General features: G+C 74.7%; 20 protein-coding genes. 3 read left to right on the top strand and 17 right to left on the bottom strand.

The features are described 5' to 3' along the window. Nucleotides 1-5 precede the first annotated feature (5 nt). Nucleotides 6-1,022: a LacI family DNA-binding transcriptional regulator gene (locus tag MF672_RS42365; RefSeq protein ID WP_242376170.1), complete on the bottom strand. Its 1,017-nt coding sequence runs from the start codon at nt 1,020-1,022 to the stop codon at nt 6-8. Nucleotides 1,023-1,205: 183 nt separating this feature from the next. On the opposite strand from MF672_RS42365, the gene MF672_RS42360 reads away from it, so the two are divergent. After that, nucleotides 1,206-2,861 (top strand): amylo-alpha-1,6-glucosidase, encoded by a 1,656-nt coding sequence (locus tag MF672_RS42360; protein ID WP_242376171.1) that lies wholly within the window; start codon nt 1,206-1,208, stop codon nt 2,859-2,861. Between the two features lie 143 nt (nt 2,862-3,004). Here the strand turns inward: MF672_RS42360 and MF672_RS42355 are convergent, their stop codons facing one another. From MF672_RS42355 to MF672_RS42340, 4 genes are read right to left on the bottom strand one after another with little or no spacing between them, the layout of a single operon-like run. After that, a complete protein-coding gene (locus tag MF672_RS42355) occupies nt 3,005-3,634 on the bottom strand; it encodes a GAF domain-containing protein (RefSeq protein ID WP_242376172.1) in 630 nt (209 codons plus the stop codon). Continuing rightward, entirely contained in the window at nt 3,621-4,595 is a 975-nt protein-coding gene (locus MF672_RS42350; RefSeq protein WP_242376173.1) for a S8 family serine peptidase, read from the bottom strand. The genes MF672_RS42355 and MF672_RS42350 overlap by 14 nt, the downstream gene beginning before the upstream one ends. Beyond that, nucleotides 4,592-7,720 (bottom strand): AAA family ATPase, encoded by a 3,129-nt coding sequence (locus tag MF672_RS42345; RefSeq protein WP_247815713.1) that lies wholly within the window; start codon nt 7,718-7,720, stop codon nt 4,592-4,594. Before MF672_RS42345 ends, MF672_RS42350 begins: the two co-directional genes overlap by 4 nt. Then, nucleotides 7,717-7,929: an aroma-sacti cluster domain-containing protein gene (locus MF672_RS42340; protein ID WP_242382379.1), complete on the bottom strand. Its 213-nt coding sequence runs from the start codon at nt 7,927-7,929 to the stop codon at nt 7,717-7,719. The genes MF672_RS42345 and MF672_RS42340 overlap by 4 nt, the downstream gene beginning before the upstream one ends. A gap of 229 nt (nt 7,930-8,158) precedes the next feature. Here MF672_RS42340 and MF672_RS42335 point away from each other — a divergent pair, with 229 nt between their 5' ends. Further along, nucleotides 8,159-8,404: a response regulator transcription factor gene (locus MF672_RS42335; protein ID WP_242382378.1), complete on the top strand. Its 246-nt coding sequence runs from the start codon at nt 8,159-8,161 to the stop codon at nt 8,402-8,404. A gap of 17 nt (nt 8,405-8,421) precedes the next feature. Here MF672_RS42335 and MF672_RS42330 read toward each other — a convergent pair whose 3' ends face one another. The 12 genes from MF672_RS42330 to MF672_RS42275 form a co-directional block, all read right to left on the bottom strand. After that, nucleotides 8,422-10,266, bottom strand: a complete 1,845-nt coding sequence (locus MF672_RS42330; protein ID WP_242382377.1) for a S9 family peptidase — start codon at nt 10,264-10,266, stop codon at nt 8,422-8,424. After that, a complete protein-coding gene (locus MF672_RS42325) occupies nt 10,263-11,537 on the bottom strand; it encodes an NAD(P)/FAD-dependent oxidoreductase (protein WP_242382376.1) in 1,275 nt (424 codons plus the stop codon). The genes MF672_RS42330 and MF672_RS42325 overlap by 4 nt, the downstream gene beginning before the upstream one ends. Further along, the gene (locus tag MF672_RS42320; protein WP_242382375.1) at nt 11,534-11,812 is read right to left on the bottom strand and encodes a PqqD family protein; all 279 of its coding nucleotides are present in this window, start codon (nt 11,810-11,812) and stop codon (nt 11,534-11,536) included. The genes MF672_RS42325 and MF672_RS42320 overlap by 4 nt, the downstream gene beginning before the upstream one ends. A 24-nt stretch (nt 11,813-11,836) precedes the next feature. Then, nucleotides 11,837-13,339 (bottom strand): StsB family radical SAM/SPASM domain sactipeptide maturase, encoded by a 1,503-nt coding sequence (gene stsB / locus MF672_RS42315; RefSeq protein ID WP_242382374.1) that lies wholly within the window; start codon nt 13,337-13,339, stop codon nt 11,837-11,839. A gap of 142 nt (nt 13,340-13,481) precedes the next feature. Continuing rightward, nucleotides 13,482-13,751: a StsA-related sactipeptide RiPP gene (locus MF672_RS42310; RefSeq protein ID WP_242382373.1), complete on the bottom strand. Its 270-nt coding sequence runs from the start codon at nt 13,749-13,751 to the stop codon at nt 13,482-13,484. Between the two features lie 70 nt (nt 13,752-13,821). Further along, a complete protein-coding gene (locus MF672_RS42305) occupies nt 13,822-14,091 on the bottom strand; it encodes a StsA-related sactipeptide RiPP (protein ID WP_242382372.1) in 270 nt (89 codons plus the stop codon). A 157-nt stretch (nt 14,092-14,248) separates the two neighbouring features. Then, a complete protein-coding gene (locus MF672_RS42300) occupies nt 14,249-15,547 on the bottom strand; it encodes a TfuA domain-containing protein (protein ID WP_242382371.1) in 1,299 nt (432 codons plus the stop codon). After that, entirely contained in the window at nt 15,547-16,689 is a 1,143-nt protein-coding gene (locus MF672_RS42295) for a YcaO-like family protein (RefSeq protein WP_242382370.1), read from the bottom strand. Before MF672_RS42295 ends, MF672_RS42300 begins: the two co-directional genes overlap by 1 nt. 12 nt (nt 16,690-16,701) lie before the next feature. After that, entirely contained in the window at nt 16,702-17,514 is an 813-nt protein-coding gene (locus tag MF672_RS42290; protein ID WP_242382369.1) for an ABC transporter permease, read from the bottom strand. Nucleotide 17,515: 1 nt separating this feature from the next. Then, nucleotides 17,516-18,463: an ABC transporter ATP-binding protein gene (locus MF672_RS42285; RefSeq protein ID WP_242382368.1), complete on the bottom strand. Its 948-nt coding sequence runs from the start codon at nt 18,461-18,463 to the stop codon at nt 17,516-17,518. 101 nt (nt 18,464-18,564) lie between these two features. Further along, nucleotides 18,565-20,358 (bottom strand): AfsR/SARP family transcriptional regulator, encoded by a 1,794-nt coding sequence (locus MF672_RS42280; RefSeq protein ID WP_242382367.1) that lies wholly within the window; start codon nt 20,356-20,358, stop codon nt 18,565-18,567. Between the two features lie 15 nt (nt 20,359-20,373). Continuing rightward, nucleotides 20,374-21,546, bottom strand: a complete 1,173-nt coding sequence (locus MF672_RS42275; protein WP_247815712.1) for an ATP-grasp domain-containing protein — start codon at nt 21,544-21,546, stop codon at nt 20,374-20,376. A 271-nt stretch (nt 21,547-21,817) separates the two neighbouring features. Here MF672_RS42275 and MF672_RS42270 point away from each other — a divergent pair, with 271 nt between their 5' ends. Then, nucleotides 21,818-23,005: a PucR family transcriptional regulator gene (locus tag MF672_RS42270; protein WP_247815711.1), complete on the top strand. Its 1,188-nt coding sequence runs from the start codon at nt 21,818-21,820 to the stop codon at nt 23,003-23,005. The last annotated feature ends 11 nt before the right edge of the window (nt 23,006-23,016 follow it).

Below are 23,016 nucleotides of genomic sequence, written 5' to 3'. Positions count from 1 at the left end.
CGTCGTCACCTCCGGGACGGGGCGGGGGCGGTGGTGCCGCGCAGGGAGATCGGCGGGGCGACCAGGAGGTGGCGGTGCGGGGTGGCGGGGTCGGCGATGCGCTGGATGAGCAGCTCGACGGCCTGCGCGCCCAGCTCGTCGGCGGGCACGTCGGCGGCCGTGAGCGGCGGGTGCAGGCTCTCGGCCCAGTGCCGGGCGGCCACGCCCGCGATGGAGAAGTCGCCGGGGACCGCCAGCCCCGCCAGGCTCAGCGCGTGGTACATCCCGGCGACGGCCGCCTCGTTGATCGTCGCGATGGCGGTCAGCTCGGGCCGCTCGGCCAGCAGCCGTCCGGCGCACGCCTGGCCGGACCGGGCGTCGTCGCCGCAGCACACCTGCGTGCCGTGCAGGCCGCGCTCGGCGACCGCGCGGGCGAAGCCCTCCTGGGCGCGGTGGCCGGGCCCGTATCCGGCGGCGACCAGGTCGGCGTTGCGGTTGACCAGGGCGACGTGCCGGTGGCCGAGGTCGGCCAGGTGGTGCACGCACCTGGCGATGAGGGTGTCGTAGTCGACGTCCACCCAGGACATGTCCCCCGGGTCGGCGGTCCGGCCGATGCCCACGAACGGCAGGCCGCCGTGCCGCAGCCGGGTGACGCGGTCGTCCTCCAGCCGGATCTCCATGACGATGACGCCGTCGACGCGCCGGCCGGTGACGACGCGTTCGAAGGAGCGTTCGTGCTCGCCGCCCGAGGGTGACAGCAGCACGTCGAGGTCGGCGCGCGCGGCGGCGTCGACCACGCTGGCCACGAAGCCGAGCTGCAGGTCCGTCAGGCGGCGGCCGGCGGGCGGGACGACGAGCCCGATGGTACGGGTCCTGCCCTCCTTCAGCGCCCTGGCCGCGGCGTTGGGCCGGTAGCCCAGCTCGTCGATGATCGCCTGGATGCGCCGCCTGGTCGCCTCCGACACGGGGCGTCTGCCGGTGAGCGCGTAGGAGACGGTGCTCCGCGAAACGCCGGCCCGTCTGGCGATCTCCCCGATGTTCACGCGTGCTCCTCGTACGCTCTGCCGATCGGCCTGCCTGTCGAACCGTCGCACAATCCGGAGGCGCCCGCCAATGCGGGACCGGGCGCGGCGGGCGTCTTGACGGGCGGGACCAGCCCGGCCTACGGTCGGTCGAACCGATTCGAACCGATTCGAGTCGAGTCGCCGAGAAGGGACACCCTGTTCATGACCGTCGCCGCCCCCGGCCCGGTGTTCTCCCTGCGGGACATCCCCTTCAGCCACCGCGGCTCCTGGTTCGGCCTCTCCCCCGTGATCGCCGAGCGGACCTACGCCCAGGACGTGCACCTGGTCTCCCACCAGAGCGGCATGCACCCGATCCTGCGGCTGGCGCCGGACGCCGGGTGCGTCGTCACCGCCACGCCCGGGCAGCTCACCTGGAGCGGCGACGACGGGCACATCGCCCTCGCCTACGAGCGGGCCGACACCGTCCGCGTCAGGGGGCGCGGGCTCGGCCTGCGGCTCACGGCCGCCGACCCGGTGCTGACCTCGTTCAGCGGTCCCTACCTCTACCGCGACCCCGCCGACGGCTCCTACGTCCTCACCGTCTACCAGACCGGCCGCCGTTATCGGATCACCGTGCTCGACGGCGCGGCCGTCCCCCTCGGCGTGCAGGCGCTCGGCGCCGCCGAGCGCGGCCTCGCCCTGACCGGCGACTGGGAGATCGCCCTGGAGGAGTACGAGACCGCGCGCGCCCCGTACCCGGGCACGGAGCCGTTCGAGCAGGTGGCCAAGGCGGCGCGCGCCGAGTTCGACGCCTTCGCCGCGGCCGTCGCGCCCTGGCGCGGCGACGCCACGCCCGCCGCCGACCTGGCCGCGTACGTGCTGTGGTCGGCCGTCGTGCGCCCCGCCGGGTTCGTCACCCGGCCCGCCGTGCTGATGTCCAAGCACTGGATGGACAAGGTGTGGAGCTGGGACCACTGCTTCACCGCCATCGCCCTCGCCGGCGGGCTGCCCGAGCTGGCCTGGGACCAGTTCCGCCTGCCCTTCGACCACCAGGACGCCGCGGGCGCGCTGCCCGACTCCGTCACCCACTCCGAGATCCTCTACAACTTCGTCAAGCCGCCCATCCACGGCTGGGCCCTGGGCCGCCTGCCGGGCGGCGACCCGGAGGAGACCTACCGGCTGCTGGAGCGCTGGACCACGTTCTGGCTGACCGCCCGCCGCGCCCCCGGCCGCGAACTGCCGCACTACCACCACGGCAACGACAGCGGCTGGGACAACGCCACGACCTTCGACCGGGGGCGGGTGGTCGAGACCGCCGACCTGGCCGCCTTCCTCGTCCTGCAGCTGCGCGAGCTGGCCCGCCGCGCCCCTGACGCGGACGCGGCGGCCCGCTGGTCCGGCGCCGCCGGCCGGATGCGCGAGGCGATGCTGCGCGAGCTGTGGACCGGTGACCGCTTCGTCGCGCGCTGCGCGCTGTCCGGGGAGACGTGGAGCAGTTCCAGCCTGCTCGACCTCATGCCGATCGTGCTCGGCGACGACCTGCCCGAGCCGGTGCACACCGCGCTCGCCGCACGCATCGCCGAGCACCTGACGCCGTTCGGGCTCGCCACCGAGCACCCGTCCTCCGAGCACTACGAGGACGACGGCTACTGGCGGGGGCCGATCTGGGCGCCCTCGACCGTCCTCATCGAGGACGGCCTGCGCCGCGCCGGCCACACCGCGCTCGCCGACGAGATCAGCGCCCGCTTCCGCCGGCTCTGCGAGCGGTCCGGGTTCGCGGAGAACTTCGACGCGCGCACCGGCGAGGGGCTGCGCGACCGCGCCTACACCTGGACGGCCGCCGCCTACCTCATCCTCGCCGCCGCCCACGGGCGATGACCGCGTCCGGTGCGGCCGGGGCCGCCGCCAAGGCGCTGTACGCGGCGGCGGTCAAGAACGGGGCGGGCCGCGCGCTGCCGCTCTGGGACTGACTCCGGCCTCCAGAGGACGGCGGGCGTGGGTCGTGGCGCGGCGGAGCGCGGTCAGGCGAGGAGCTCGTCGGCCGCGGCGAGCAGTTTGAGCGCGGTGGGACTGGCCGGGCCGTTCCCCGGCGACAGGCGGGCCGCGATGCGCTCCAGCAGCACGTGGACGTCGTCCGGACCGGGCCCCGCCGCGGCGGCGTGCGTGCGGCGCAGGCGGAGCAGCAGCTCCAGGCCGCAGGCGGCCTGCGTGGCGAGCAACGCCAGCAGGTCCACGTCGGCGAGCTCGCCGCGCAGGGCGTCCGAGCGGTCCAGCACCTCCAGCACGCCGATGCACTCCTCGTACCGGATCAGCGGCGCCGCCATGATGCTGCGCGGGACGTAGCCGGTGGACTCGGCCGCGTGCCGGGCGAACTGGGCGACCTCCGCCACGTCGTCCGCGATCATCGGCTGGCCGCTCGCCGCCACCCAGCCCGCGATCCCCGTGCCCCGGGGGAAGCGCGTCCCCGGCAGGTGGCCCTCGCCCTTGCCCGACACGGCGGTGAAGATCAGCTCGCCGGTGTCGCCGTCCATCAGGAAGATCGACGCGGCGGCGGCGTCGAAGACGTGCCGGGCCACCTCGACGACGGACATGATCAGCCGGCGCTCGGTGAGCTCCACGTCGCCGGGGAGCAGCGGGTCACGTACGGCCATGGGTGGCTCCAGGGGATGCGGTGACATTGTTCGCGGCCAGGTAGAGCACCGACTTGAGCTGGAAAGGCGTCAGCCACGGGTGTTTGCTCAGGATCAGGGCGCACACGCCGGTGATGTGCGGCGCGGCGAAGCTGTTGCCCGTGCTGCGGAGCTGCCTGCCGCCCGGCCAGGCGACCGGGACGCGCACGCCGCGGGCGTAGAACTCGGCCGGCGGGGCGGGGTTGTAGTAGTACGTCATCGGATCTGATTCGTCGTGACTGGCCACGGAGATGACAGAGGAGAACGTCCACGGGTAGCTGAGCACCGGCATGTTGTGCGCCGCCGCCACCAGCAGGCTGCGCCGGAAGTACGCCCGGTCGGCGAGCTCCCGCAGCGGCCCCTGGAACTCCCCGCGCGTGGTGGACAGGCTCAGGTTGACCACGTCGAAGCCCTCGTCGACGGCCCAGCGCAGGCCCGCGAGCAGCGCCGCCCCGCTGCCGGACCGGCCGTCCGTCAGCACCCGGACCGAGGTGATCTCGACGGCGGGCGCGATCGAGCGGATGATGCCCGCGCAGGCCGTGCCGTGGCCGGCCGGGTCCGTCGGCTCGCAGTCGACGACCGCCGCCGTGCCGTCGCGGCCGCCGCCGCCGAGCGCGCCTGCGGCCGGGGCGGGGCCGGCGTTCGCGGCGCCGGCGGTCACCTCGTCCGTGGGGGCGCCGGCCTGGGTGACCACCAGGGACCGGGCCAGGCCGGCGACCAACGGGTGCGCGCCGTCCACGCCGGTGTCGACCACGCAGACCCGCACCCCCGACCCGTCCGACCCGCCCCACGCCCACTCCCGGTCGACCTCCTCCAGGCGGCTCACCTGGAACTCCTCCAGGCTGCGGCGGGAGGTGGCCATGCCCCAGGCGGGCATGCCGGGGAAGGCGGCGGGCCGCTCCCCACGCCACGGCGGCGGGGGCGGGGCTGGGGAGGTGGTCACCGGTCCGGCTCCTCGCGGGCGGTGGGGGTCGCGCGGCCCCGGGGCCAGGTGGCGCCTTTGGCGGCGTAGGACCGGCGGGCGCGTCCGGCGGCGTCGGCGGCCTGGGCGGGATGGTCCGCCGCGCGGTAGGCGTCGGCGAGCTCGGCCAGCACGTCGCCGCGCAGGCACGGGTCGTCGGTGTGGGCCAGCCGGTCCCCCGCCTCGGCCGCGAGCGTGAGGGCGCGGCCGTGGTCGCCGTCGAGCGCCGCCAGGTGGGCGCGCAGGGCCAGCAGGAGCAGCTCGCCGCGCGCCTGCAGCCGGACGCCCCCGCCGCCCGGCGCTCGCGCCGCGTCCGTACGACCCAGCGTCCGCGCCGCGTCCACGCGATCCAGCGTGCGGGCGGCGTCGGCGTGCCGTCCCTGCCGCAGCAGTTCGCGCGCCGCGTAGACGTCCAGGGTCGCCGCGGGCCCCGGCTGCCCGGCCGCGCGGAGCGCCCCGGCGGCCCGCCGGAACAGCGGCACCGCGTCGGCGGGACGCCCGTCGAGCGACTCCACCAGGCCGCGCACCTGCGTGACCGCGGTGGCGGCGAGGTCGAGGTGCAGGTCGGCGGCGTGCCGGGCCGCGGTGTCGAGGACGGCGCGGGCGTCGGACGGCTCGCCCGCCAGGGCCAGCAGCCGGGCCTGGGTGATCATCACCGGCACCAGCAGCGCCCGGTCGTCGGCGAACCTGGCCAGCAGCTCGGCGCACAGCGCCAGGCCCTCCGCGATCGGCGTGGACGACCACTGGGACAGCTCGCACACCCCGATGAGCAGCCGGCTCTCCTCGTAGCGGTCGCCCATGGAGCGGGCCCGGGCCAGGCCCGCGCGCAGCGCCGCCTCCGCGCCGCCGAAGCGGCCCTCGCCCAGGCGGGTCAGCGCCTCCAGCTCGTGGAAGCGGCACCAGCTGAGGTCGTCGGCGGGGTCGGCGGCGAGCGGTTCCCGCAGCGGGTCCAGCGCGGGCACGGCGGTCCCGAACCGCGCGTGCAGCGTCTCGCGCTGGATGGCGCAGGTCAGCCGGGTACGCGGGTCGTCGGGCAACATCCGCTCGGCGGCCGCGACGGCCGCGAGCGCCCGCTCGCCGTCGCCGCGCGCCAGCCCCGCGTCGCAGATCCGCACCGCGAGCCGCCGGTGCCCGGGATCGCCCGGCGGCAGCAGCTCGCGCCCCCGCTCCAGCAGGGCGAGGGCGGCGGGCAGGTCCTTGCGGTGCAGGGCGTGGGTGCCCTCGCCGATGAGGGCGCGGGCGGCCCGCGCCGTGAGCGCGGGCAGCAGCGGGTCGTCCGGCTGGACGTCGCGTTTGAGCAGGCACGCCATCTCCAGGTGGTGGGCGACGACGCTCTGCGACGGCTCCTCGAAGGACCCGTCGGGCGGGGTGCGGGCGCGCTGCGCGAGCCGGTCGGCGAGGGTCAGGTGCCAGGCGGCCCGCAGCTCCTTGCGGGTCATCGCGTAGACGGTGTCCCGGGTCAGGGTCTGGGTGAACCGGTACGAGCCGGGCTGCTCCGCGCGGCGGATCACGCGCTGCCGCAGCAGCTTCCACAGCAGCTCGTCCAGGTCGGGCGGGTCGTCCGGGAGCAGGGTGGCGAGCCGGTCGCGGGTGAACCCCTGCCCGATCGTGGCGGCCCGTTCCAGCACGTCGCGCTCGCCGTCGCCGAGCCGGTCCAGCCGGGCCGCGATCAGCGCCTGGACGGTGGGCGGCACCGGCGCGTCGGCGCCCTCCTCCAGCAGCGTCTCCAGCATCAGCTCGGCGAACAGCGGATTGCCGTCGGCGCCCTCCGCGACCCGTTCGAGCAGCGGGTCGGCCCCGTGCGCGACCACCTCCGCGTCGCCCGCCGGGTCCGGGGCGCCGGCCGCCACGGCCGACTGCGCGAGGCAGGCGACCAGGGTGCGCATCTGGACCGGGTCGAGCGGGCCCAACTCCAGCGCGTACGCGCAGGCCATGCCGCCTCCCCAGGTGGGCCGCAGGTCGAGCAGCTCGGGCCGCGCCACGCAGACCAGCAGGACCGGCACGTCCAGCAGCCAGGCCGCCAGGTCCTCGACCAGTTCGAGCAGGGTGGGCTCCGCCCAGTGCAGGTCCTCCCAGATCACCACCAGCGGACGGCGCCGCGCCAGCGCCTCGAACAGGCCCCGCACCGCCCGCGCGATCTCCTCCACACCGGCGGCGTCGATGTCGATGTCGGCATCGGTATCCGGGCCGGCCGTGGCGAGGCCGCGCAGCGCCCGCGCGCTCGACGGTTCCAGCGCGGGCGCGAGGCGGGGCCAGTCGCCGTTCAGGGATTCGAGCATCTCGGTGATGGGGCGGTAGGTGACGCCCGCGCCGTACGACGGGCACCGCCCGACGAGCACCGACGTCTCCGCCGGCAGCCCGCCGGTGAAGTCGCGCACCAGCCGGGACTTGCCGACGCCGGGCAGCCCGAGCAGCGTGAAGACGCAGGCCCGGTGGTCCCGGGCGGTCCGCTGGTAGGCCTGGTGGAGCTGCCGCACCTCGTCGTCCCGGCCGATCAGCGGCGCCTGGTCGTCCTCGCGCGCCTCGTCGGGGGCGTCGGGGGACAGCAGCCGCCAGGCCCGCACCGGGTCGCGTTTGCCCTTCAGCCGGAGCGGCGGCATGGGCTCCATCCGCGCCTGCGCGCGGACCATCCGGGCCACCTCGTCCCCGATGAGGATGTCGCCGGCGCCGGCCGCCGACTGCAGGCGGGCGGCCGTGTTGACGATGTCGCCGATGACCCGCAGGTCGGTGCCCGGCGTGTCGATCACCATCGCCTCCCCGGCCGCGATGCCGCAGTGCACCTCCAGCCGGATGCCGTGGGTGGGGGCCAGCTCGTCGCTGAGCCGGCCGACCCGGCCGAAGGCGGCGTACGCGGCCCGCACCGCCCGCAGCGCGTCGTCCTCGCTGCTGATCGGGATGCCGAACGCGGCCATGATCGCGTCGCCGATGTACTTCTCCACCACGCCGCCGTGCTCGGCGATGCCCGCGGTGCAGGCCCGGTGGTAGCGGTCCAGGATGGTGCGCAGCAGCTCGGGGTCGAGCCGCTCGGCGAGCTCGGTCGAGCCGACCAGGTCGATGAACACGACGACCACGCGCCGGCGGGCCGGGCGTGCGGCCCTGGCGCTCATACGAGTTTGAGGTCCTGTCCCTCGACCTCGCCGGCCGCCGCGTCCAGCCGGGCCCTGATCGAGTTGAGCAGCTCCACCTCGGGCCGGCCGAGCTCGGCGAACACCTGCCGCTGCCGCTCGTTCAGCAGGTCCACGGGGTGGCCGGCGGCGCGCAGCGTGGCCAGCGCGTCGAACGGCTCCGGCCGCGTCAGCACCTCGTCGCTGTCCATCGGTTACCTCCCGATCACGTCGCCCGACGGGGCCTCGAGCACTGACCATCAGGCTAGGTCCGGCCGGTTTCGCGCCGGTATGGCGCCGCCATGCCATCGCCATACCGGCGGCGGACAACCGGGCGCATGGTCACGCCATACCGGTAGTTAAGCGGGCTCTCCTAGCGTGCGGAGGGAGGCGCTTCCGTCCGGGGCGCCCGCGGTCAAGACGACCCGTACGGGGTTTCTCATGACTCTCGTTCCCGATGACCTCATCAGCGATCGCGACAGGCAGCTGATCGTCATGCTCGCCACCGGGTACACGACGACGAGGATCGCGCGCGAGATGCGCCTGAGCAGGTACACCGTGGCCGAGCGGATAGGCCGGCTGCTGGACCGCTTCGGGTGCAGCAACCGCAGCCAGCTCGTGGCGTACTGCTACGCCCACGAGCTGCTGCACGTGGGCATCTGGCCGCCCGCCGCGGCCTCCTCCTGAGCGGGGCGCCCGGCCTCCTAGGCCAGGTGTTCGGCGAGGAAGCGCTCGACGGCGGCGTAGTACGCCTCCCGGTTCTCCGGCCTGAGCAGGCCGTGGCCCTCGTTCTCGAACAGCAGGTACTCGTGCGGCACCCCGCCCGCCCGCAGCGCCGCGACGATCTGCTCGGCCTCCTGGCGGGGCACCCGCACGTCGTTGGCCCCCTGCACGATGAGCAGCGGGATGGTGATGTCGGCGGCGCGGGACAGCGGCGAGCGCTCCCACAGCAGGTCGCGCTCGGTCTCCGGGTCGCCCACGTGGGCGTGCATGAAGGAGTCGACGGTCCGCCGGTACGACGCCCCGCCCGCCAGCAGCGTCAGCAGGTTCGACGGCCCGCACAGGTCGATGGCGCAGGCGAACGCGCCGGGGGTGAAGGCCGCGCCGGCCAGGGCGGCGTAACCGCCGTACGAGCAGCCCATGACGGCCACCCGGGCCGGGTCGACCGCGCCGCGCCCGGCCAGGTACGCGACCGCGTCCAGCAGGTCCGTCTGCATGCCCGCGCCCCACTGCTTGGCGCCCAGGTTGTGGAAGTGCTTGCCGTAGCCGACCGAGCCGCGGAAGTTCACCTGGACGCAGGCGTACCCGCGGTTGGCCAGCAGCTGCGCCTCCTCGTCGAAGCACCAGGAGTTGCGCCACCACGGGCCGCCGTGCACGTTCACCACGGCGGGCAGGCCGCGGCGTTCGACGCCGGGCGGCCAGGTCACGTACCCGTGCACCTCGACGCCGTCGCGGGCGGCGAAGGCGAACGGCTCCATCTCGGCGAGCCGGTAGCGGTCCAGGCCGGGCTGGTGGGAGAACAGGAAGCGCAGGCGGTCGTCGTGCCGGTCGTAGACGTAGTAGCGGACCGGCCCGTCGCACGCCACCACCGCGACGACCCACCGCCGGTCGGCGCGCTCGGCGCGGTCGATGTCGAGCTCGCCGTGCACGCCGAGCTCCGCGAGCCGGTCGCCGAGCCGGGCGACGGCCCGCTCGTACGCGTCGTCGAGGAACACCCGCTCGTCGCGGTCCCGGGCGATCACCGCCGCCTGGGGACGCCGGTGGACCGGGTCCAGCTCCAGGGACTTCACGTCGTGGACGGGGTCCGCGGCGAGGAGGGTCCGGTGGCCGGTGGCCGCGTCCACGGCGTACAGGCGGGTGGCGTTCGCGCCGATCGAGGACAGCAGGTAGATCGTCCGGCCGTCGCGGGACCAGCCCGCGATGCGGGTGCCCATGACGTCCTCGCGCGGCACCTCCAGCCACGGCGCGGGCTCGTCCGCGCCGGGCGGGGCCAGGTGGATGGTGAGGGTGCCGTCCTGGTTCATCGCGGTGCCGCCGCGGATGCGCAGGTCGCCGTCGATCTCCCAGCTCAGGTAGCCCGGGTTGACGGCGATCCTGGTGAGGTCGCCGGTGGCCAGGTCGAGGCGGTGGACGTCGTGCAGGTCGGGCCGGTCCTTGTTCAGGCCGAGCAGCATGGTGCCGGGGTGCCGGCGGTCGTGCGCCAGCACCCGGGTCTGCACGCCCTCGAACGGGGTGACGCAGCGCTCGGCCCCCGTCTCGAGATCGACCAGGTAGAGCCGCCAGCTCTCGTCGCCGTCCCGGTCCTGGAGGTAGTACAGCGTACGGTCGTCGTGGCAGAACCCGGCCGACCTGATGCCCCGCCCGCGGTCGGAGGTCACCGGCTTGGCCTGCTCCGGCGCGTCCGCGGGGCCCGCCCAGACGTTCAGCACGCCCTCGTCCGGGGCGAGGAAGCGCAGCCGGGTCCCGTCCGGGGACAGGCCGGGGGCCAGGTACGCCGGGTTGCCGAACAGCAGGGCGCGCGGGATCAGCGGGACGGCTCCGCGGTTCATGGGGTCCTCTCCCGCTCGGGGGCCGGCGCGATCAGCGTCTGCGCGTGGAAGAGCCGGGTGGCCAGCTCGGGGCTGGTCAGCGTGGCCCGGCTGAGCAGGGAACGCGCCGCGGCCGTCCCCGCCGGCGGGGCGTCGTCGCGGACGGCGTACCTGCTGTCCTGGCCGATCGCCATCCGCCACGACGGGTCCGCCACCTCGGCCACGGCCGCCTGGAGCTCCGGGGTGCGGGACGGTTTCACGCCGCCGTGCCGCGTCAGCTCCCGGTCCAGGCGGAGCGCGCCGAGCGCGGCGATCGACATGCCGTGCGAGTAGACCGGGTTCACCGCGACGACCGCGTCGCCGATCGCGAGGAAGCCCTCGGGCAGGGGCGTCCGCTCGAAGAAGCGCCGCCTGTTGGCGGTGTCCCGGTACGGCCGGACGCGGCCGAGCGGCGTGGCCGCGGCCATCAGCACGGCCACGACCGGGCTGCGCAGCCGGCGGGCGAACGCGGTGAAACCGGGCTCCCGCGCCGGCGGTTCGCCGCCCCGGGTGCCGGTCAGGGTGACGACCCAGCGGTCGTCCTCGACCGGGAAGAGCGTGGCCCCCTGGCCCGGCCGCCCGTCGGCCGCCCCCGGATGGATCATGATCGCCGGGAGGCCGGCGGCGAGTCCTTCGGGCGCCCGGTAGAGCCGGGTCGCGTACGCCAGCCCCGAGGACACCACCGTCTCCGCGACCTCCGGCACGCCGAGCCCGGCCAGCCAGCGCGGGGCCTTCGACCGGCGTCCGGTCGCGTCCACGACGAGGTCGGCCTCGACGGTCTCCGGCGGGCCGCCCGCGCGGCTGATCGTCACGCCGGTGACGCGGGCGGCGTCGCCGGTGAGAGCGAGCACCCGGGCGTCCTGCCACACGGTGACCCGGCCGCCGGCCAGGGCCCGGTGGCGCACCACCTGGTCCAGCAGCGCGCGGGTGCACGACACCAGGTACGCGCCGGTGTCGTGGCGGCCGAACCAGCCCTCCGCGCTGAGGATCAGCGCGTCGCCGGTCAGCCCGCGGCGGTGCGCGCCCCGGGCGTACAGGGCCTCCAGGGTGCCGGGCAGCAGGTCCTCCAGCGCCCGCGCCCCGCCGGTGACCAGCACGTGGCTGTGGCGCGCCTGCGGCAGCCCCCGTCGCGGGAGCGGGCCGGACGGGTAGCGATCGCCCTCGGCCACCAGCACGTCGCCGCCGTGCCGGGCCAGCACGGCGGCGGCCAGCACCCCCGCGAACCCCCCGCCGAGGACGATCGCGGTCGTCACGTCCGGCTCTCCTCGAACAGGCCCTGTTCCACCATCGTGCCGATGAACTCGTGCACGTCCACGACGATGCGCCTGATCAGGGACGCGTTGGTGCCGGCGAACTCGCGGGACAGGGCCGAGGCGACCGGCTGGGCCTCGCCGCTGCCGGCGACGAGCAGCCAGATCCTGGAGCCGGTCTCGTTCAGGGTGCGGAAGTCCCCCGTCTCGGTGTGGTAGAGCGAGATGCCCTCGCCCGTCTCCTGCCACACCACCGCGTCACTGATGCGGAGCGACACGCGCCACCTCCTGTAGTCAGCCGTTCATCGAACGGGCGTGATCGAGAGCAGTTCGCCGACCCGTACGCCCTTGGCCGGCCCGCCGGCGGGCCCGGGAGGCGGAACGGGGACGGGTGAAACGGGGACGAAGGTCTTCCAGTCGTCGTACACGGCGTGCACCTCGTCGGTGGCGACCAGGCGCGGCGTGCTCATCTCGGCGTCGTGCGCGGCGATGACCAGCGGGTCGACGCCGGCCTCCTGCCACATCTGGGTGACGACGCCGTGCCGCAGGATGCGGCACAGGTGGCGGCTGTTCCTGCGGACGTCCCCGGACTCGGCCATGTGCGCGGCGCGGCAGCCGCCGCCGCAGGTGGCCTTGATGTAGCAGCGTTCGCAGTCGGCGTGGTAGTCGCCGCCGAAGACGGTGCTCGTCCGCATGCCGCGCAGCACCGGCGTGGCGAAGATCTCCTCCAGCGACTGCCGCCGGACGTTGCCCGCGAAGTGCTCGCGGCCGGTGACCAGCTTGCACGGGTACACGTCGCCCAGGGAGTTGATGTAGATCTCGCTGCCGCCCATCCCGCAGTTACCCTTGATCGAGCACGGCGAGATCGGCTTCGGCCCGAGCGGGCGCAGCCGCGCGGCGACCGGCCTGGTCCACACGAGCTGCTGGATGCGCAGGTGGTCGGCCCAGCCGAAGTCGTACTCGTCGGTCACGCCGCGGCCCAGGTTGTTGTGGTACATCAGCCGGACGGCGTCGACCCGCAGCCCCTCCAGGAAGGTCGCGAAGTCCTCCAGGTGGTCCACGTTCTCCGAGGTGACGATGTGGTTGATGTTCGGCGTCACGCCGGCGTCGTTGAGCAGCCGCAGCGCCCGGTACGTCTTGTCGAAGGCGCCGGCGCCGCGGGTGCGGTCGTGCGTCTCGGCGGTGCCGCCGTCCATGCTGACCGTGACCTGGCTGAACAGCTCGGCGACGCGGGCCGCCTGCGCCGGCTTCCTGATCATCGTCGCGTTGGTGATGATGTTGGACCGCAGGCCGCTGTCGTTCGCGTGCGCGGCGATCTGGAACAGGTCCTTGCGCAGCATCGGCTCGCCGCCGGTGAACACGAGGGTCCCGGCGCCGAGGCCGGCGATCCGCGAGACCAGGTCCAGGGACTCCGCGGTGCCGAGCTCGCCCGGCAGGCATTTCTCCGAGGAGGCGTAGCAATAGGGGCAGCGCAGGTTGCAGCCGTCGGTGATGGCGTAGTAGACCGTCCGCAGCGCCGGCTCGCTGAGCCTGATGACCGGGTGGTTGCCGTTGTAGTAGACGACCCAGCTCAGGATGAGCTTGGCGAGGGTCCGCTCGGTCTCCGGGGTGGGGTCGAGCGGCGCGGGAGCCCCGTCCGCGGCGGGCCGGGCCAGCGCCCGCAGCACGCCGAACTCGCGGGGGTCCAGCACGCATCGGCCGCCGGCGTGCGGGTTGACCACCAGGTACTCCCCGTCGCCCGCGAAATAGGTCAGCCCGTCCGGCACCTCGAACAACTCGCGGCTCCCGGTCAGCTTCCCTGGCATGTCCACTCCCTTTCTCTTGCGTCGGCTCACAGGTGCGATCTCGGCGCCCGTCCGCCGCGTCGCGGCGGACGGGCCGCCCGGCCGCACCTGCGAGCTCTTCGGAGTGCGCGGTCGCGGCCGCTCCTAACGGGCCAGGGGCCGGCTACGAGGCGTTCTGTCCCGCCCCGGACCAGATGCCGCACGCGCAGAGCATGCTCGGCTCGAAGTTCTGCTGCGTCGCCCCCGGCGTGGTCCAGTTGCCGAGAGAGTGCGCCAGCACCTCCGGCAGCGCGGCGGGGATCCGGTCCTTCAGCGACACCAGCATGTCGACTTCCTCGCGGGACAGGAAGCCGAATGCCTGCGCCACTTCCGGCGATTCCGAGCCGGTCAGGATTCCGGCCGTGCGCAACGCTTCCCTCGCGTCGAAGGTCATGCCTTTCCACCTTTCTTCTCGGGAGCCCGAATTTCGGCTCGATGACGACCCGGTGTCGTCGCTTTTCCGCCTAGGAGGCGTTCTGCCCGGCCCCGGACCAGATGGCGCACGCGCACAGCATCGCCGGGTCGAAATGCTGCTGCGTCGCCTCGGGGGTGGTCCAGTTGCCGATGGAGTGCGCCAGCACCTCGGGCAGCGCAGCCGAGATGCGGCTCTTCAGCGACACCAGCATGTCCACTTCCTCGCGGGACAGGACGCTGAGCGCCTGCGCCACTTCCGGCGATTCCGAGCCGGTCAGAATTCCGGCCGTGCGCAATGCTTCCCTCGCGTCGAAGGCCATGCCCTTCCACCTCTCTTTTCGGGGGAACGAGTTTCACCTTGAGTATTACGTGGCGCTGCTCCGGGCGGGCAACCCCACAAATGTGGGCCCAAATTCCGGAAATGCGAGCACGCCGCGGAAAGGCGCCGGCGACAGGGTCGGGTCCGGCTGTTCCGGGTCAGGAGCCGGGGCGGCGCCGCACGTCCAGGGCGAAGAACCGGGCGGCCGCGTGCCCCAGGTCCTCGACGCCGAGGAACCCGCGGCGGGCCATCGCGAGCCGCGGCGGCGTGCCGGGCCAGTGACGCAGGAACAGCCGCCCGCAGAACTCGGGCGGCGGCACGACCAGCCGCCCCCTGCTCTGCCCGGCGGCCTCGTCGGCGCGCTCGACCAGGCCGGTCCACCGCTCCCACCGCTCCGTGCCGCGGGTGCGCGCCAGGACGGCGGGCCGCCAGTCGGCCGACCTCCAGATCGGCCAGACCCGCACCATGACGAGGCGGAGCCGGTCGCCCATGGGCAGGGTGGCGCGTTCCTCCTCGGTGAGCCACGCCGCGAGGGGGCCCGGCAGCTCCGCCGCGACGCCGAGCGTGGCGCGGGCGTACTCCTCCAGGGTCAGGCCGCGCGCCGCGGCGAAGCCCGCCAGCAGGGCCGTCAGCGTCTCCTCGTGCAGGCGGGGGTAGTCGTCGTCGAACAGCCGCGCCGCGGTCAGCACGTCCAGGTCGGACATCCAGCGGCCGGGCGCGTACTCCCGCCTCGACCGCCACCGCAGCGCCTCGTTCCTGGTGATGCCGGTCAGCGCCGCGTCGCCGGGGCCGGCGGCGGGCGCCGCCGGGCCCGGGTCGCGGGCGGCGCGCAGGGCCGCCAGGGCGTCCAGGTGCTTGAGGTCCCAGTCGCCGGCCGCGATCATGCGCCGGAGGGTGCGCAGGGCGTCGCGCACCCCCTCGCCGGGCAGGTCCTCCGCCAGCTCGTCCCAGGTGCGGTGGGTGAACGGCCGGGCCTTGGCCGCCGCCAGGACGCGCGCGCCGACGGCCTCGGGGACCAGGCCGGTCCGCGCCCCCTCGCGGCAGCCGTGCCGCAGGTTGACCAGCGCCACCGTGCCGGGCGGGTAGCCCACCTCGGCCGGGCCGTGCAGCACGGCCACCTCGTCGTCGCCGTCGATCTCGCCGGCGGCGTACAGGCGGAAGACCTCGCCGACGCCGCGCATGCCGTACGGGCCCAGCTCGGCCGCCCGCAGCGCGCCCAGGCTGGCCGCGCCGATGACCCGCACGCCCTCGGCGAGCAGCCAGAGGATCTCCTTGTGGCCCACCGACAGGCGTTCCCGGTAGTAGCCGTCGAGGACGACCGCCGTGTCGCCGGGCGTCCAGTCCTCGGTGAACAGGTCGTTGCGGGCCACCGGCGGCCGGACCCGCGCCCCGGGGACCACCGCGCGGATCTCCTCGGGGGAGATCGTCGGGCCGGCGTAGACGACGGTCGCGGGCATCACATCACCTCGGGGCAGACGCGGGCGCCCGGCGCCACCACCTTGACGACCGGCACGCCGACGTCCTCACGGGTCAGGTCGACGACGAGGGGCGGATGGCCGAACGCGGCCGCGGCCCGCCGGACCGCGTCCTCCAGGTCCTCGGCCAGGGTGCCGTGCGCCCGCAGGACGGGGACGGGACCGGCCAGCTCGGGCGGCGGCCCGGGGCGGCTCGGGCGGGGGACGCCGTCGTGGAAGTCGGCCCGCAGGTCGTCCCGCGCCCCGGACACGTACGCCAGCCGCGCCTGCGCCGACTCGGTGATCGCCCGGGTGAGCGCGATCTCCGAGCTGAGGTGGCAGCCGAAACCGAAGAACGCCGGCGGGTAGTCGTCGCAGGTGATGCGGGCCAGGAAGCACGGCAGCCCGGTCGGCGACGGCAGGTGCCGGACCTCCAGCCGGACCCGGGCCCGCGCCAGCGCCGCGCACAGCCCGGCCACGACCGGCGAGCCGGACGTGCCGGGATCGACGCGGACGCCGCCGGTAGGCCGGCCGGTCACTGCGGCCGTCACCGCGTCGCGCTCGATCACCTCGTACAGGGCGTGCAGGGTGGCCTCGGTCCGGGTGTTCCCGCCGGCCAGGCCGTTGCTGGAGGCGAAGAACAGCGGCGGGCTCCAGCCGGTGCCGCCGCCCAGCGTCAGGGCCACGACGTCGCGGGGCACCAGCGTGGGCGAGCCGTCCGCCAGCGACGTGGCCTCCAGCCAGTCCAGCGGCAGCCCGTCGTGCAGCAGGCTCGGCTCGGCCGGGACGAGGGCGCGCACGTCGTAGCCCAGCCGGGCGGCGACCTCGCGCGGCGGGGCGGTCACGGCGGGCGGCAGGTCCTGCTCGGCGTGCCACAGCTCGATGGACTCCATGACCGCCGACAGCCTGGCCAGCTCGGGGGTGACGCCCTTGCCCTGCGACACGGCGAGCGTGCGGGAGGCGGGGCGGATCGCCTGGAAGGTCGGGATGCCCACGGTGTCGAGCCGGGTGATGTCGGCGACCCGGGTGACCCCGACCTGGCGCGCCGCCCGGCGGGTCATGGCCAGGGTGGCCGCCGGGTCGCAGGCCCGGTCCGTGCCGGGGAGCCGCACCTTGGACGTGTCAGGAAATTTCTCGGTAAGCATGTCCCTGCCCGGTCAGAGGTTCCGTGCCCGGTTCAGCAGCGCCCGCCCGGCCACCCCGTACGTGACCGCCGCGATCACCGCCAGCACCAGCAGGTCCGCCCACGCGTCGGCGAACCCGAACAGCGCCGCGTCCCGCATCCCGTTGATCGCGTAGGTCAGCGGGTTGACCACCGAGATCCACTGCAGCACCACCGGCATCTGGTCGACCGTGTACATCGACGGCGCGCTGAACACCAGCACCAGGATCGACACGTTCGACAACACCATGAAGGTCTGGAAGTCGGTGATCGTGATGGCCGCGGCCAGGTAGAGCCCGTTGAACGCGACCGCGGCCAGCGTCAGCGCCACCAGCAGCCCGGCCCAGCCCTCCAGCCCGAACGGCAGGTCGAAGATCAGCACCGCGACGCCCAGCGCCAGCAGGCTCTGGCCGAGCACCAGCGACACCCCGGCCAGCAGCTTGCCGAGCAGGAACCGGGAGCGGCGCATCGGGTACGACCAGAGCTGCGTCGCCACCCCGCTCAGCTCCTCCTGGAACAGCGCGATCCCGGAGGTGCCGGACGCGCTGACGATCGACATCGCCAGCACCATCGGCAGCAGGAAGACCGCGAACCGCAGCTCGACGCCCCGGTAGGAGATGCTGCCGACCAGGTTGCTCAGCGAGGTGTTGACCAGCAGCAGGTACACCAGCATCGGGGCCAGGCTGAGGATGAGGTTGATCCGGTTGCGGGCCAGCAGCGCGTACTCGCGGTAGATCACCGCGGCCAGGTCGGCGGCCCGGGGGGCCGCGACAGGCGGGGCGGTCGCGAAGGTCAGCTTGGCGGCCATGTCAGCCCTCGTCCGCGGTCATCCGGAGGAAGACCGTCTCCAGCGAGTCCAGCGCGGTCGACACCCCGCTGAGCACGATGTCGTGGTCCTGGCAGTGCCGGGTCAGCTCGGGCAGCATCTCCCTGGCGCGGGCGCCCTCGATGCGCACCTCTCCGTCGTCGGCGTCGGCGCTCAGCCCGGCGTTCCGCGCCCACGCGGCGACGGCCGCGCCCGCCTCGGCGTCGGCCACGGTCACCATGAGGTGCACCGCGCCGAACTCCTCCACGAGCTCGCGCGGCTTGGCGAAGCGCAGCACCCGGCCGCGGTTGATCACCATCACCCGCTGGCTGTTGCGTTCCAGCTCGTCGATGTGGTGGCTGGTCCACAGCACGGTCACCCCGTGCTCCTCGCGCAGCCAGGTCACGAACCGCTCGATCTGGTGCCGTCCGGCGACGTCCAGGCCGGCCGACGGCTCGTCCAGGATCAGCAGCCCGGGCAGCGTGATCAGGGCGCGGATCAGCTGCAGCCGCTGCCGCTGCCCGCCGGAGAGCTGGAAGCACAGCTGCGGCAGCGCCTTGGCCACGCCGAGGAACTCGGCGAGCTCCAGCGCCCACGGCCGGACGTCCCGCCACCGCACCCCGCGGAACCGCGCCGAGATGCGCAGGTTGTCCAGCGCGGGCAGCATCTCGTCGAACGGCGCGATCTGGTGCATCGCCCCGATGCCGCTCTTGGCGGCCACCGGCTGGCGGACCGGGTCGGCGTCGAACACCTGGACGCGGCCGGAGGTGGGGGCGGTCACGCCGCAGATCATCTTGATCAGGGTCGTCTTCCCGGCCCCGTTCGGGCCCAGCAGCCCGATCGTCTCGCCCCGCGCGATCTCGAAGGACACGTCGTCCACGGCCGGCGTCTCGCTGCGCCGATAGCGTTTGGTCAGCGCCTCGGCCGTCACCACGTCGCCCGACACGGCCATACCGCCACCTCTCGGTCGATTGCGCTCGGCTTCCGTGGTCGAGTATCACCTCGGGTCACGCGGCCGGGACAACCCCACGAATGTGGGCCCGCGACGGTGTTTCAGCCGTCCGCGCGGTGGAGTTCGGCCGCGAACAGGTGGGCGAGCGGCGACATCGTGTACGTCAGCGAGTGCGCGGTGACCTCCGCCGCCCCCGGCCCGGGCACCGACAGCACGTTGGCCTCCAGCAGCGACTCGATGACCCGCTCGGCGGGCGTTCCCGGCCCGTCCAGCGCCGCCACCAGCTCCTCGTGGCCGAACGGCGGCCCGTGCAGCGCGCCCAGCGCGACGAACGCCGCCCGGTGCGGCCAGGACGGCCGGTCGTAGAACTCCTCGAACCGCTCGCGCAGCGACACGTCACCGGCGGCGAACTCGTCCAGCACGCGCTCGGCCCGGGTCAGCCGGTCGATCAGCAGGCCCAGCGGCACGTGCGGCAGCCGCGCGAGCCGGCCGCCGAGCAGGCGCAGCATCAGCGGGGAACGGCCGTACCTGCCGAACAGCGCGGTGAGCGCGGCCCGGCCGGCGAGGGCCCGTTCGCGGCCGACCTGCCGGGCCAGGAACTCGACGCTCTCGGCGGCCGTCAGCTCGCCCAGCTCGATCCGGGCCACCGACTCCAGGCCGCTCAGCCTGCTCCTGCTGGTGACCAGCACCCGGCTGTCCCCGCAGCCGGGGAGCAGCAGGCGCACGCTCGGCTCGTCGGGGGCGTCGTCGAGGACGAGCAGGACGCGGCGCCTGGCCAGCCAGGACCGCCACACCGACGCCAGCACGTCCTGGTCGCGCATCCCGGCGGTGCTCACCCCCACGGCCTCCAGCAGCTCGTGCTGGAGGCCGCGGACGTCGTGCGGCCCGCCGCCCCCGCGCCGCAGCGGGATCATCAGGGCGCCGTCGGGGTAGGCGGGGGCCAGGGTGTGCGCGGCGTGGACGGCCAGGGCGGTCTTGCCGATGCCCGGCTCGCCGGTGATCAGGACGACCGGGGCCGGTCCGGCCATGACGCGGCCGAGCTCCGCCGTCCTGCCGACGAAGTCGCCGATGTCGCGCGGCAGCTGGTTGGCGAGGACGGGAACCGGTGCTCCCCCGCCCCGCGCGCCCGGCGGGGCGGACCGGGCCACCGCGCCGGTGAGGATGTCCTGGTAGAGGCGCTTGAGCACCGGGCTGGGGTCGATGCCCAGCACCGTCGCCAGGTACCGGCGCAGCTCCTCGAAGTACGACAGCGCCTCGGACGCGCGCCCGCACCGGGCCAGCGCCGTCATCCGCGCCGCGGCGATCCGCTCCCGGGTGCGGAACCGCGCGGGCAGCGCGTCCAGGCTGGTCAGGGCCTCGACGTGGTGGCCGAGCCCGAGCTCCAGTTCGGCCCAGTCCTCGTAGGCCGACAGGAACAGGTCGGTGATCCTGGCCACCTCCCTGACCACCTGCGGCACGTGCGCGAACTCGGTCAGCGGCTGGTCCCGCCACAGGGCGACCGCGTCGCCGAGCAGTTCGGCGGCCGCCGCCGGGTTCCCGCCGTGGATCGCGCTGCGCCCGGTCCTGGCCAGCTCCCTGAGGCGCAGCAGGTCCAGCTCGGCGGGGCCGGCGCGGAAGCGGTACCCCCAGCCGTGGAAGCCGATCCGGTCGCCGGCGACCTTGCGCAGCGCGGAGACGTAGACCTGGAGGTTCTTCCTGGCCGTGCGGGGCGGCGTCTCCCCCCACAACGCGTCGATCAGGTCGGCCGCCGGCACGACCGCGTTCGCCCGGCACAGCAGCAGCGCGAGGAGCAGCCGTTGCTTGGGCGCGCCGATGACGGCGTCGTGTCCGTCCACCCGGACCTGGAGCGGGCCGAGTATCGAGCAGTGGAGGCGGGACGTTGGGGCGGTGCTCATGCGCCTTCCTCGACGTCACATGGCTTCGGTACCGAGCAGGAGGAAATCCAGCACGCCGCCGATCGGCGGCGGCGCGGCGGCCCGGGGCGCGTTCAGGTGCAGCGCCCTGACCATCGACGCGGCCGCGGCGGTGACCGCGCGGGTGCCGGCCCTGGCCTCGAACCAGCGCCAGTCGCCGTCGGCGTTGACCTCCAGGAAGACCACGTCCCCGGCGGCGAGCAGCAGGTCGAAGGCGCCGAAGGCGAGGCCCCAGTCCCGCGCGAGCCGCCGCACCGCCGCGGCGGCCCGCGGCGGGACCGGCGTCGCGCGGACGGACACGCCGGCCGGGTCCCGCCAGAGCGCGTCCGGCGCCGGCTTGGCCACGGCGAAGGCGCGGAGGTCGCCGGCCAGGTAGTAGACGCGCAGTTCGAGGTCGTGCTCGACGTACTCCTGCACGATCATCGGGAAGCCCGGGGGCGGGCGGCGCACGAGGGCGTCGCGGTCGACGATCTCCGGGAGCAGGCCCACCAGCCGGCCGGGCGCGGTCTCGACGAAGTGCTCGTCCAGCACCTTGACCACGAGCCTGTCCCCGGGCAGCGCGGCGGCGGCCGCCGGGTCGGTCGTGACGATCGTGCGCGGGGTGCGCACGCCGGCCGCGGCCGCCCCGGCGAGCTGCGCGAGGCGGCCGGCGCGGGGGCCGGGGAGGGCGGCGGGGGCGAGCACGGCGAGCTGGCCGACCAGGGCGGCCCAGGAGTCGGCGCTGATCAGCGGGCCGGCCGGGCCGGGCGCGCCCGGGATCTCGCGGGGCATCGGGCCGCGCGCCCACACGACGCTCGGCCGGAAGCGGCGGCCGTCCATGGTGAGGAGCCCGCTGTCCGGGGAGCCGCCGTCCAGGGTGATCGTGAGGCCGAGCGAGTCGTGGCGGCCCCGGGGCCCGCCGTCCCGGCCCGCCGGGGGTGCCGCCGCGTGCGCGGCGTCGAGCCGTACGGTCGGCACGCCGAGCCGGTGGAGCGCGGCCTGCAGGGCGGCGAACTCGCCGCGGGCCGCGCGGTCGGCGAGCACGACCCGCGGCGCGCCCGGCACGGGGTCGTCCGGCGGCAGCCACCGGACGGCGTGCGGCGACGACGACCGCAGATCGAGGGTGACCGGATGTCCCCCTCGCGGCCGGCCGGACGCCGAATGGGGGAAAACCGCGTCCGGGCCTAACAAGTTCTCACCGTGATTGTGCGCCGGCCGAGCAGGTCATCGGCGTCCGTCGTCGGCGGGAAGCTCATGCGGACAGGGTCTCAGCGGAATGTCGCCCTGTCGTCGTGAGCTGTGATGAGCCTGGCCGGACATCCGCCGGGCGCCTTGTCACGAATGACAAGGGCGCCACTACAACGCCATTGCGGAACTGGTCAGCTTGCGCAGTCCCCGCCAGTCAAGTAAACCCATTGATCATTGCGGTCGAATTGCCGGCCGACGGTAAAGGAGAGCCTCAATGGGCAATCTGTACCGGACCTTACGCAGACGCCTCGACGCCAATGCCCGGCGCGCCGTCGAGGTGTACACCCGCGAACTGGCCGACTACCGCAGCCTGGCCGCGGAGATCCGGGGGTCGGCCGCGATGCTGGACTTCGCGGTGACGCTCCGGCGCCGCACCATCGACCTGGCCGCCGAGGAGCGGCCGTTCACCGAGCAGGACCAGGCGTACATGTCCTCGGTCGGGATGTCGCGGGGCGAGGTGGGCGTCTCACTGGCGTCCCAGCGGCAGGTCCTGCTCCTGCACGCCAACCTCACGCTGCGCGAGATCCACGAGGCCGCGGGCCCCAACGACCTCGCCGACGTGATGTGCATGCTCGGCTGGGTCGCCCACCACGGCCTGACCGCGCAGAACGCCTACACGCACGGCTACCTCAAGGGCCAGGAGCGTTTCCTGCCCGTCGAGGCCAGGATGCAGCTGCTCGCGGGCATGCTCCTGGCCGACGAGCCCGCGGCGGCGCAGCTGGCCCGCGAGCTCGACCTGCCGGTGCCGGACCACTACCTGGTGACGGTCGCCAGGATCGCCGGCGGCCGGCCGGACGACCGGCGGCGCGACCACGTCGTCAGGACGCTGCTGACCCGCCACCACATTCCGCTGACCTGGCCCGATCCCGAGGAGTTCGTCGCGCTGGTGCCGTGCGGCGACGCCGGCCCGATCGACGGGCAGGCGGCGGCGCGGTCGCAGGCGCTGTCCCTGGTCCGCGACTTCGCCGAGCTGTCCGGGCCGTGCTCGGCCGGGGCGGCCGCCGGCCGGACGCTCGCCCTCGCGGACCCGGTCGCGCTGGCCCGCAAGATCTGCCGGGCGGCGCCAGTGGAGCGGGTCCCCTCGCAGGTGTACGGAGTGGTCGACGTGTTCGCGGAGCTGGGGGCGGCCCAGATGCCGCAGGTCGACCAGTGGCTGCGCGAGCTGACCTGGCGGCTGGCGAACGGCCCCGACCTGGTGGCCACGCTCGACGCCTACTACCGCAACGACATGAACCGGATGCGCACCGCGGTGGCGCTGCGCGTGCACCCCCGCACGCTCGACTACCGGCTGCGGCGGGTCCGCGAGCTGGTCGGGATCGAGCCCGGCTCGACCCGGGGCGTACGGGTGCTGAGCACCGCCGTCACCCGCATCCTGGCCGAGGCGTGGCGCGACCGGCAGTGACGCGCTCCCGG

This window comes from Actinomadura luzonensis (assembly GCF_022664455.2).
Classification (GTDB): Bacteria; Actinomycetota; Actinomycetes; order Streptosporangiales; family Streptosporangiaceae; genus Nonomuraea; species Nonomuraea luzonensis.
Note: the sequence above shows the minus strand (reverse complement) of the source record. Positions and strands in the feature narration are given on the sequence as shown.